We start from the raw sequence: 10,611 nt of genomic DNA, 5'->3' as shown, positions 1-10,611 counted from the left end.
AGGACGTCCAGCAGGCGCAGGATGCGGCGGGCGTGCGCCACGGCCTTCTCTCCGGCAGCGGTGGGGCGGGCGCCGGTGCGGCCGCGTTCGAAGAGCACGACACCGATCTTCCGCTCACTGCCGCGAACCGAGTGGGAGACCGCGGACTGAGTCAGACCAAGTGTCTCGGCCGCGGCCGAGAAGCCGCCGGTGTCTGCGACCGCCACCAGGACGCGCAGTTCATGCGGGGCGAGATCAGAGTCGGTCGTGCGGACCACGGGGCGCTCACCTCAACGTATGAGAACTGCTCATGGAACGGGGTCTCGTATGAGCCCAACCAGCTGCTCACCAGGCGCATTCCTGCCCTACCGTCCGGTCATGAACGAGACCGCGCTCACCGTGCACCAGACCGCCCGCCCTCACGGCTTTCCCACCGCCAAGCACTTCGCCTTCGTTGAGTCCACGCTTCCCGACCCCGCAGTCGGCAGCGCGCTTGTGAAAAACCTCTACTGGTCCGTCGACCCCTATCACCGCGAGATGATGGACGACGTGCCCGGCGGCTTCGCGCTCGACGCACCGCTGGAGGGCCGTACCATCGGGCGGGTCATCGCCTCGCGCACGCCCCGGCTGGCGGAGGGTGAGATCGTGTTCCACCGGCAGGGCTGGCGCACGCACGCGGTTGTCACACCCGAGGAGATCCGGCAGCTGCCTCGATTCGACGGCGTGCCGCTGACCGCGTACTTGAGCATGCTCGGTGGCACCGGCCTGACCGCCTATGTGGGCCTGACCCGGGTCGCCCGGCTCCAGGAGGGTGAAGACCTGTTTGTGTCGGCCGCAGCGGGCGGGGTCGGCACGGCGACCGGGCGGCTCGCCCGGCTGCTCGGCGCCGGACGGCTCGTGGGCAGCGCGGGCTCGGCAGCGAAGACCGGCCACCTCACGCGGGAGGTCGGCTATGACGCTGTCTTCGACTACCACGACGGGCCCGCCGCCGACCTGCTCGGCAAGGTCGCACCGGACGGCATCGACGTATTCGTCGACAACGTCGGCGGCGAGCAGCTGGCCGCGGCCGTGGGAGCGCTGCGCGAGTTCGGGCGCATCGTCCGCATCGGCACGATCAGCCAGTACAACACCCCCGACGCGCCACCGCCGCGTTTCAACTACGCGGACATCGTGGAGAAGAGCATCCGCATGGAGGGCTTCTTGGTCAGCAACTACCGTGATGTGCAGGAGGAGTTGTACGAGTTCGCGGTACCGCATCTGCAGAGCGGCCGGCTCGCTCTGGACGAGACGGTGGTTGACGGGTTCGAGCGCATCGTGGACGCGTTCCTGGGAATGCTGCGCGGCCAGAACACCGGCAAGATCATCGTGCGAGATCACACGCAAGCCCGTGCTTAAACTGGCAACCATCTCTCGAAAGAACTCGGTATCGCGGAGCGGCGCCGTCTCCAGGGTCTCGGCCAGGTCTGGCAGTTGCTCGGCTTCGACGGCGTATGTGTCCGCGAAGCGGTCACGGTGACACGCGAGGACGTCGGCCTCGGATACTGACATGCGGACGCGGCCCCTGCGTGATCGACGGCTTCAGACACCTTGATCATCAGGTGTCGCGTCATGCGTCCCGGGACCTGCACCACTTCACCAAAGCAGGATGATCACGGCCAACCGTCTCGCCAGGCGAGAACGCTCCCGCCCTGTCTGAAGCCCTACGCTGGAATGTCCGAGAGCACCCCGCGGGTCGGGGAACGAGCGAGGACGGCGAGGTCGTGTCCATCGATCCTGGTGGGCCGGTGCTGCACCGCCCGCCGGCGGATGCGAGGGCGGTGCGATTCGCGGACGCCACACCGCCTCGCAAATCCGCTCGGCAGCACACAGCAGCACAAGGCACAGTGGCCTCATGAATGAACGAGGGCTGGACCGCGACGGAACGATCGCACGCGAAGGCGCGCTGGACCGAGTGCCGGCAGCGTTCGTCCTCGTCGTCGATGCCGCCCGCACTCATATCACCGAGACGTTCGGCAGAACGCGCCTGCACAGCGCCTACCTCTACGGCAGCATCCCCCGTGGCACCGCCACCCCCGGAGTCTCCGACCTCGACCTCCAGCTCGCCCTCCACGACGAGCCCACCGAAGCCGACCGGGCTGACGCCAAATCAATCGAGGCCGTACTCGACCGTGCATTCCCACAGATCGATGGCGTCGGGATCCTGCTGACCAGCACGCGGGTTCTGCTCAGCGACGTCGAACGTCACGATGGCGGGTTCTTCATCGCCTGCCTCTGCACCCCTTTGCTGGGCCCTGAGCTCGCGGAACAACTGCCCCGTTACCGCCCCACAGCCCTACTCGCGCGGGAGACCAACGGTGACCTCGCCCGAGTGCTTCCACACTGGCGTGCCGAAGCAGCCGAAGCCACCACGGACGCCGATCACCGGACCCTCAGCCGTCTCGTCGGCCGTCGCATCGTCCGCACAGGATTCACCCTGATCATGCCCCGATGGCGCGGCTGGACCAGCGACCTCGACCAGGCCGCCGAGCTCTTCGGCCGCTTCTACCCCGAGCGCGTCGAGCAGATGCGTGTCGCCGCGTCCATTGGCCGTGTACCCTCACCCGACCCGGCGGTGCTCGGGATGCTCAGCAACGACCTCGGACCTTGGCTCGCAGCCGAATACACAGCCGTGCACGGCGAGAAAGCCCCGCGTCCCTGACGGGCGGCCCACGCCATGACTCGACCTTCTCAGCGGCCGCCGACACGACAGGTGCCCAGCAGCGGTGTCGATGCTCATCGACCTTTTTCCACGCAGTCATCGACCACTGCTGTTCAGACTCATCGACAACCCATACCCGTTCTCACCTACGCAGCCAGGCCTCGCCAGCCCTGCCCGGTGCCGAGCACGGCATCAAGGCCGCCCGCACCCACGGCATCATCTGGGCCCTGACGGACGCCGGCATCCCTGCTGGGCTGACAAGGGCTACCAAGGCGCCGGCGGCACCGTCCACGTGCCCTACCGCGGTCGTCGGCACGACCTCTCCGCAGGCCAGCAGGCCGTCAACCGCTCACATGCCAAGATCCGAGTCCTCGGCGAACAGGCCATGGCCACCCTCAAGACCTGGCGACTCCTGCGCAATCTGCGGTGCAGCAAGAGCCGCATCACGGACCTGATCAAGGCCGTGCTCGCCCTCTACCTTGCTCCAGCCTGAGAACAGGTGGATGGCTCAGTCTCCAGACCAACCCCAGAAGTAGATCTCCTGTGGCGTCCCGTGGTCGTCGTGCAGTACTGCGCAACGGCCGTACCATCGCTCGCGAGCGAGGTCTTGGATCGCTGGAACGTGTTCGCGGGTCAGTTGTTCGGTTCCGGTGGCCCTCCGGGCTTCTTCGAGGGTCACCGGCTGTACTGCACAGGCCTCGGGCTCCTCATCTTCCCGTTGAACGTGGAAGACATCGAGGATCGAGTGGGTGCCGGAGTGCTGCGTCCATTCGTCCGCCCACAGTTCGTCCAGGGTCAAAGGTCGCGGGCGGCGCTCCTCCTCAGGAAGCCAGTCGCCGCCGCGCACCCAGTAGTAGTCGCCGGCGAGGAACACTCGGTGCCGCAACTCCTCGAGCGCGGCACCAAGATCTTCCTGGTACGGCGTGTAGTAGTCCCAGGCCGAAGCACCCATCCTGTACCTCCTCCGAGTCAGCTGCCAGCGGTACTACGTCACCAGAACGTTAGCGGTCGCCCCTGACAGGCCATAAAGGCTGACGACAGTCCTCCTGCATCGACTGCGGAGACGTCCCGAAGAAGACGACCATCCCCTGCATGGTCGACGAAGGGTCGAGCAGAGTTGTCACACTGCGCGAAGTCTGCCCGCCGCGATGAAGGTGTCGGGCCGAGGCCCCCCGCCACCACGTGTGAACAGCCCAGGCAAACCGGCCAGGTCGGAATAGGCTCAGTGGCGGCAACCCGCGCCAACTTGAGGCCCTGACAAAGCCGTTGGATGTGCTCGTAGGTGATCAGGCAGGTAGCGAATCCGAGGAAGGCGAGGCCTCGTGAACCTTGCCGCCGGTCAGGATGACGGCGAGCGGCGTTCCATGCCCGCCAGTGATCAAGTGATGCCCAGGCCCTTCGGCAGGTATTTCCACTGGATGTCCGTGTGCAGCACGTTCGGGATCCCGCACAGCACCTGCCGGTCCGGCAGTGGCTTACGGCCCGGGTACCGGAACCTGCGCTCCCTGCTCGACAGCAGCGGCTCGATACGCTCCCACAGCTCATCCAACACAATCCACAGCGCCACCCCCGCGCGCCGGACAACGCTCAACTCGCCGCCCAGACACGGTCCACGGAGCCGATCCACCTCATTGTGTCAGCCGTTGTTACACCAGGTAGTCCTCGAGAAGAACCAGACCCACAAGGCCGCTCGCCCGCCGTCGCATCGACCGGCAGACGAGCGCCCCGCGGAGGCGCTTGCCATCTGGCAGACGCAGTGGTCAGCACGTCACCGGGTCTGGCGGCGCGCCCTCTGCGGCCATCTCACCGCTGCGCGGATCCGCCACCACAGCTTGCGTGCTCCCGGGGTTTCGGTGGAGTAGGTGACCGTTGCCTTTGACTCGTAGTCTGGGCCGTGGCCCAGAGACTTTCCCTCCGGCGGGTATTTCTCAGGCGGGGTTTGCGCCATTCGCCCTCCTACGGACGATACGTGCCGCAGTTCTTGCGTAGGTCGTTGTCGGACCGGGTTGTCGGGCTGGAGCCGAAGCTGGCAACGCCCACCATGACAGGGTAGTAGGTGTATGTCCCGCCGCCGTCATTGCAGTCGGCCGACCAGCCGTAGTCGATGAAGCTGCTCGTCTTCGTGGGAGTCTGGTGCCACGGCGTGTAGCCGCGAGGGCCGCTCCATGAACTACGCCACATCTGCGTTCGGATGTACTGCCAGCCGAACGCGCCGCTGCACACCTGAGACGTCTCCCACTGGAACCACGCGTTCGATCCTGCACCGTGGAACGCCACGTCCGATATGTAAATGGAGCAACTTGCACTCGCCTGCGCAACCGGCGGCTCTGCCGGCCTCACGTCGCCTGCGCGGTAGGTGAGGGAGTAGAGCTTTCCTTCCTTGATCTTTCCCCATTCAATGATTTCAGTGCCCTTCACCGCCTTGTGTCCGTGCAGACTCGGCGGGCTCACCATCGTCGCGGACGGGGACGGATCGCTTCGCGGTGTTGCTCCGGCCGAGGTCCCTAGCCCTAAGACAACGGCAACCAAGCTGGTGAGAATGGTGATTCTGAGGCGCTTCATGTCGGTTCCCCCTAAAAATGGACGACTTGATTCCACGTTGGTCAAGACGCGGACATCGGCGCAGGACGCACTCTGAACTCCGCGCTGCAGCCGAGGGTCAGATCGGCGAGCGCAATTACTGGGGAGTGCGATGCAATCGTGTCATCTGGAACCATTGCGTGCTAGGCCGCTCAGCGAGTTTTCTGGGATTTAATGTGGAGGATCAATTCAGCCAACCCCTGTGCATGATCGCGGAACTCCGGTTCTGAGCTGCCGGAATGGCGTCATCGGCAGACCTGGCAAAGGACCGCTTGGTCGTGGTCGCCGTCCGCCGAGCCCTAGACGAGTAAGTCCGAAGGCTTGGTCAGTGGTCGTAGGCGGTCAGTCACGTCAGCTGTAGTTCTGGTGTTGGTGCAGGTCGGGCGTGTCAGGGGCGGGTGTGGGCATGGGTATGGGTATGGGTATGGGTATGGCCACCGTGATCATGAACGTTTGTGAGGACGTATCAAGAGACGGTGGCCGTGGAGGCCACGGTAGCCGGGCAGGCGTGGGCGAAGGCGTTCGGGGCGGCGATGGGGGTGAGAGGTCTACTGCGGCCGCGAACTACGCATGGATATCCGCCGGTTAGACATCTCCGATGCGGCTCTGCGCCGCTGGCACCACTTTGCCGATCGTAGTGGCGAACGTGGCTCCGAGGACGCTGACGCCCACCAGGGTCAGCCAGATCGAGGCTGCCCCGGTGGACAGCAACCCGGAGAGCACGGCCGGAGCGACCGCTCCTGCGACAGTCACGGCGAGCTGGTTGAGGGCCAAGTACCGGCCGCGGAGAGCGTCTGGGGCGCTCTCCGCGGCAACGGTCGACGTGATGGGGCCGCCGAGGATTTCACCGAAGGTGTAGCTGCCTGCACCGAGCAACAAGACGCCGACCGCGAGGGCGGGCGCAGCCACGCGGTCGGCGGCGAGGAACAGGAGGTAGCCGACCGCAAACCAGGCGTGTCCGGCGACGAGGACGCGGCTGCGGATCCGCCCGCTGAGCCACCTGACGACGACGCCTTGGCCGAAGCCGACCATCAGGGTGTTGAGCGTGAAGACCGCGCCGGCATTCCAGCCAGGCAGTCCCAGCACGTCCACAGCGTAGACCGGTATCGCGATGTTGAGGGCGAACAAGGAGATCGCAAAACACAGTTGATGCGCGACCAGTGACAGGTACCGCCGGTCCCGGAGCACGCGCCCCCAGCCTCCAGCAGCGTCCTGGCCCGCCTCGGGACGGACATTCGGCACGGCCCGCATCAGAACGAAGGCGGCGACATAGGACAAGGCGTTGCCGACCACGATCGTGGCGTAGGCGCCGTGAGTACCAATACTGACGGCGACGGCGGAGAGGAGCCCGCCGAGTGCGTAGCCGAGGTTGCGTATCGACCCCAGAAGACCGAACCAGCGCTCGCGTTGGCCGGGCGCGGCCAGCGCCGTGACAGTCACGCCGTAGCAGCTGAAGAACACCGCCCGCCCGGCACTGTTCAACCAGGCGCAGATGGCGATCTGCCATGTCTGGCCCACGACGAGATACCCGGCAAAGCCGAGCGCCTGGGCCAGGTTTGCCGCCTGCAGTACCGGCTTGGCGCCGTACCGGTCAACCAGTCCTCCGACCAGAGGACCCGCCGGGAGCGCCAGCAGCCCGGCCGTCGTCAGTGCCGCGCCCACCTGCACCAGCGTCAGCGACGTCGTGGCCAGGAAATACAGCATCGAAACGGGGACGAAGACACCGGTGCCGAGCGAGTCGATGACGATCGCTGCGACGAAACGGCCGTGCCGAGCTATCGAGGGACGGACCGTGCAATCGGGAAGAGACACAACCCGGACGGTATAGATTCTATACCGGTATCCACAACGCTACCGGGAGTCGTGTATGGGTAAGGCCTACAACATCATGGCCGCGACCTGCCCCAGTCGCACCGTTCTGCACCGGATCGGGGCGCGCTGGACGGTGTTCATCGTCAACGCGCTGGACAACAGGCCGATGCGATTCACCGAGCTCAAGGCGCACATCCGGGGGATCACACCGAAGGCGCTCACCGAGACGCTTCGCGCGATGGAGTACGACGGTCTGATCTCTCGCACGGAGATTCCCGCAAATCCCCCACATGTCGAGTACGCCCTTACCGACCTCGGCCGGTCACTGCTGACACCCCTACGTGCCGTCCGGGAATGGGCCGAGAGCCACGTCCCCGACATCGAACGCGCCCGCGCAGAAGCCGACGCGCAACGGTAACCCCGTTCGCCGATCCGGCCACGAATCGCGCGGCGCGGGGCACAGTCACGGCAGCTGTGGTTCCGATCATGGTTGGTCGTAAAGGTGGTGTCGTTGCTGGTGGCAGGCTTGCGCGGTGGCCTGATGGCGTCGGCGCCAAGCGGTCCAGCGGAGCGCGTGCTCGCGATCACGGGTGGGTGACGGCAGGACGAAGGTCCGTAGGAGGCGTACGAGTTCGGGGCAGGTCAGCGGGACGAGACGGGTCGGCCGTCTGGTGGTGGCGGGTGTCTCGGCATGCAGGGTCATGGTGAGAACGGCGGCGGCGATCAGGGAGAACAGTGACCAGCGCATCCAGGAGTTCCAGCAGGTGACCTGGCCCTGGTCGAGGCCGGTGTAGCCCTTCGCGAGCTGGAAGGTCTCCTCGATCTTCCAGCGGCGGCAGATGTTCTCCACGAGGGTGGCGAGAGCGACAGGGCCGGGGGCGTGGCAGCGGAAGTATGAGACCTCGCCGGTGTAGCGGTGGCGGCGGGCGACCAGCACGTTCGTTGTGCCCTGCGGCCCGGCCTCGTTGGGGGTGTCGTCGGGGCGGATGTCCAGCCAGGCCCAGTCGTACTGGCGTCGGCCCTTGGCGCCGTCGCCGGTGGCCCGGCGCATCCACTGCTCGGGGCGGACCTTGTTGAGCAGTTGACGGGCTTGCCAGCGCCGTTCGGCGCCGTCGACGACCGAGTGGGTGGCCGGGACACCGACGGCATAACCGAGTCCTAACCGGCGGATCTCCATGCGTAGTTCACGGCCGCAGTAGACTTCATCGGCGGCGAACCAGCGAGCGCGCACCCCGGCGTCGAGGGCATCGGCCACCATCCGTGCGGCCTGCTGTGACTTGGTGGCGAAGGTGATCTCGTCGGGGACGCCAGCCGCCTCGCGTCGCTCATCATCGGCGGCCCAGTCAGCCGGGAGGTACAAGGCCCGGTCGATGATCACCCGTGTGGTCGATGTGACCACGGCCAGATGCACCGCGACCTGGCACAGACCCACACCGTGCAGGGCACCGGAATACTGCCGGCCCGCGCCCACACAACCAGTCGAGGACTTGGCGTCCCCGGTCTCGTCCACCACCAACACCACGTCCTCGTCGGCAAGGTGATCGATGACCATCCGGGCTACCTGCTCGCGCGCCTGGTCGTGATCGAAACGGGCGCGAGAGAGCAGATGCTGCAACCGATGCGGGCCGGGGTGCCCGAGCGCCTCGGCGAGGGTCCAACAGTTGCGCGTGTGCACCTCCAGCAGCAGTCCGGCGGTCAACTCCCGGGCGGTCTCGCGTGCTTCACGCCGCGCGAAACAGCCGCTGATCACGCCCATCGCCGCCCCGAACGCCTTCGCCCACGCCTGCCCGGCCATCGTGGCCTCCACGGCCACCGTCTCTTGATACGTCCTCACAAACGTTCATGATCACAGTGGCCGTACCCATGCCCACACCCGCCCCTGACACGCCCGACCTGCACCAACACCAGAACTACAGCTGCCGTATCGGTGATCGGGTGATGGCTCGGCCCGTGTTGCGGTTGTGCCAGATTGCGGCCGTCATCGCCAGGATGCGTTGTCCGACGCGGGTGAGGATCCCGGCCGGGGTCCTCGCTCCGTGGCGTTCGAGGTCGAGTTGGCAAGGCGGCGGCGGGCGACGCGCTCGTCGCGGACGCCCACCAGGTCGCGTTGTGGTGGGTAACCCCCCTCGCCACCGGAAGCACGGACCGCTCGGTCAGGCTGTGGGGCCCGACCACGCGCCGACCTGTCGGCGAACCGCTCACCGGCCACCAGAGCGCGGTCCATGCGGTGGCGTTCTCACCCGACGGCACCCTCCTCGTCACCGCGAGCACGGACCGCGTCCGACGGTGGGCGATCCGTTCGGACGCTCTCCGTGAGCGACCGGCCCCCGCTCCATAAGACCCGGCGTCGATCGCAGAGCGCACAGAAGCACGATCTGACGCCGATTTTCCTCACCCCCGAATCCATGTCGACCGGGTAGCAGTTGGCGGTTGGGGTTAGGTCGACTCGTCGTGTGTGGGGAGCGGTGGGGCATGGCGGACGGCCGGGCTGGCGGTGACGATGACCGCGGTAACGAGCATCACCGTAGCAAGGACGAATATGGAGCCGACTGGTCCGAGAGTGGTGAGCAGGTAGCCGGCGCCGAGGGAGGCCATGGGCATGACTCCCCAGGACAGGGTCATGGCCGCACTGGTGACGCGGCCCAGTAGCTCGTTGGGGACCAGGACGGTCGTGTAGCTGATGATCACGACGTTCCACAGCGGCCCGATGAACGCGCAGGCGGCGCCGATGGCGCCGATCACCAATCGAAGACGCAGCGGCGTTCAGCGCGGAATCACCCAGCCCGGCGCCCAGGTCCCAGCGGCGTTGTGGCCGGCCGCTGTGGCGGCGAGGTGGGCGCGGAGGGTGGCCAGTGCTGGGTGGGCGTTGTCGCGGTGCCAGAGGAGCGAATGCGGGTAGACGGGCGTCGGGTCGGTCACCGGGATGCGTCGCAGGCCGTGGCCGGCGGGCCAGACGAGGCGGGTGTGCTCGCCCATGAAAGTGGCCAGGGCCGGGGTGTCGGCGACGGTGTCGAGGAGCGCGTCGGAGCCGAAGTTGGGGCCGGTCGCCTCGATGGTGAGGCCGAACTCGACGACGAGGTCGTCGTAGTAGGCGGCCCACTCGGTACCGGGGACGATGCCGGGCATCCAGATCCGGTGCCCGGCGAGCTGAGCGACGGTCACCGACCGGGCGCCCGCCAGCGCGTGGGCGGGGCCGGTGAGGAGTTGGAGCGGCTCGTCGAGTACCCGGACGGACTCGATATCCTCGGGAACGGGCCGGCCGGGCGCGGCGACGGCGCGGAAGGTCGCGTCGATCGCGCCGGACCGGATGGCGGTGATGGCCGTCTCGATGTCGAGCAGCATCACCACGTCGAGGTCGATCTCGGGGTGCGCGCGGTGGAAGCCGCGCATCAGGCCCGCCGCCGCGCCGCGTGAGGCGATCACGTCGACGCGTAGCGGACGGCGGCCGGGGCGCACGGACGCCTTCACAGCGCGTGCACGGATCGGGCCACGGCAGCCTCGATGCCGATCGCGTCGGCCGTCCCCAGACAGGTAGGAGATTC

At 67.0% G+C, this 10,611-nt stretch carries 11 protein-coding genes and 3 pseudogenes; 5 read left to right on the top strand and 9 right to left on the bottom strand.

Annotated elements, in window-relative coordinates; genetic code table 11:
* A partial coding sequence (locus tag ABT186_RS46185; protein WP_351930409.1) for a LysR family transcriptional regulator occupies positions 1-257 on the bottom strand: 257 nt, incomplete at its 3' end.
* A gap of 100 nt (positions 258-357) precedes the next feature.
* On the opposite strand from ABT186_RS46185, the gene ABT186_RS46180 reads away from it, so the two are divergent.
* From ABT186_RS46180 to ABT186_RS46170, 3 genes and pseudogenes are all read left to right on the top strand, one after another.
* Complete coding sequence (locus tag ABT186_RS46180; protein WP_351235636.1) at positions 358-1,374, top strand: NADP-dependent oxidoreductase; 1,017 nt, start codon at positions 358-360, stop codon at positions 1,372-1,374.
* 496 nt (positions 1,375-1,870) lie between these two features.
* Positions 1,871-2,677: a nucleotidyltransferase domain-containing protein gene (locus ABT186_RS46175; RefSeq protein WP_351930407.1), complete on the top strand. Its 807-nt coding sequence runs from the start codon at positions 1,871-1,873 to the stop codon at positions 2,675-2,677.
* 158 nt (positions 2,678-2,835) lie between these two features.
* Positions 2,836-3,170: pseudogene (locus ABT186_RS46170) on the top strand (transposase family protein); the annotation flags it as partial.
* Positions 3,171-3,185: 15 nt separating this feature from the next.
* Here ABT186_RS46170 and ABT186_RS46165 read toward each other — a convergent pair.
* The 4 genes and pseudogenes from ABT186_RS46165 to ABT186_RS46150 form a co-directional block, all read right to left on the bottom strand.
* On the bottom strand, positions 3,186-3,629 hold the full coding sequence (locus tag ABT186_RS46165) for a hypothetical protein (RefSeq protein ID WP_351930405.1): 444 nt from the start codon (positions 3,627-3,629) through the stop codon (positions 3,186-3,188).
* A gap of 435 nt (positions 3,630-4,064) precedes the next feature.
* Positions 4,065-4,280 (bottom strand): annotated as a pseudogene (locus ABT186_RS46160) (transposase); the annotation flags it as partial.
* 353 nt (positions 4,281-4,633) lie between these two features.
* Positions 4,634-5,239, bottom strand: a complete 606-nt coding sequence (locus ABT186_RS46155; protein ID WP_351235642.1) for a hypothetical protein — start codon at positions 5,237-5,239, stop codon at positions 4,634-4,636.
* Between the two features lie 603 nt (positions 5,240-5,842).
* The gene (locus ABT186_RS46150; protein ID WP_351930403.1) at positions 5,843-7,069 is read right to left on the bottom strand and encodes an MFS transporter; all 1,227 of its coding nucleotides are present in this window, start codon (positions 7,067-7,069) and stop codon (positions 5,843-5,845) included.
* 55 nt (positions 7,070-7,124) lie between these two features.
* Between ABT186_RS46150 and ABT186_RS46145 the strand changes: the two genes are divergently transcribed.
* Positions 7,125-7,487 (top strand): winged helix-turn-helix transcriptional regulator, encoded by a 363-nt coding sequence (locus ABT186_RS46145; RefSeq protein WP_351235646.1) that lies wholly within the window; start codon positions 7,125-7,127, stop codon positions 7,485-7,487.
* 66 nt (positions 7,488-7,553) lie between these two features.
* On the opposite strand, the gene ABT186_RS46140 is transcribed toward ABT186_RS46145, so the two are convergent.
* Together ABT186_RS46140 and ABT186_RS46135 are read right to left on the bottom strand one after the other, a co-directional pair.
* Positions 7,554-8,903, bottom strand: coding sequence for an IS701 family transposase (locus ABT186_RS46140; RefSeq protein ID WP_351930401.1), 1,350 nt, complete (start codon positions 8,901-8,903; stop codon positions 7,554-7,556).
* 76 nt (positions 8,904-8,979) lie between these two features.
* Positions 8,980-9,126, bottom strand: a pseudogene (locus ABT186_RS46135) (IS982 family transposase); the annotation flags it as partial.
* Between the two features lie 50 nt (positions 9,127-9,176).
* On the opposite strand from ABT186_RS46135, the gene ABT186_RS46130 reads away from it, so the two are divergent.
* On the top strand, positions 9,177-9,407 hold the full coding sequence (locus ABT186_RS46130) for a WD40 repeat domain-containing protein (protein ID WP_351235648.1): 231 nt from the start codon (positions 9,177-9,179) through the stop codon (positions 9,405-9,407).
* A 98-nt stretch (positions 9,408-9,505) separates the two neighbouring features.
* Here the strand turns inward: ABT186_RS46130 and ABT186_RS46125 are convergent, their stop codons facing one another.
* Together ABT186_RS46125 and ABT186_RS46120 are read right to left on the bottom strand one after the other, a co-directional pair.
* Positions 9,506-9,811, bottom strand: coding sequence for a hypothetical protein (locus tag ABT186_RS46125; protein ID WP_351235650.1), 306 nt, complete (start codon positions 9,809-9,811; stop codon positions 9,506-9,508).
* A gap of 21 nt (positions 9,812-9,832) precedes the next feature.
* Positions 9,833-10,611 (bottom strand): substrate-binding domain-containing protein (locus tag ABT186_RS46120; RefSeq protein ID WP_351930399.1); only part of this gene is annotated, 779 nt, incomplete at its 5' end.

This window comes from Streptomyces sp. NPDC001634 (genome assembly GCF_040298185.1).
Classification (GTDB): Bacteria; Actinomycetota; Actinomycetes; order Streptomycetales; family Streptomycetaceae; genus Streptomyces.
This window is presented reverse-complemented; position numbering and strand designations above follow the sequence as displayed.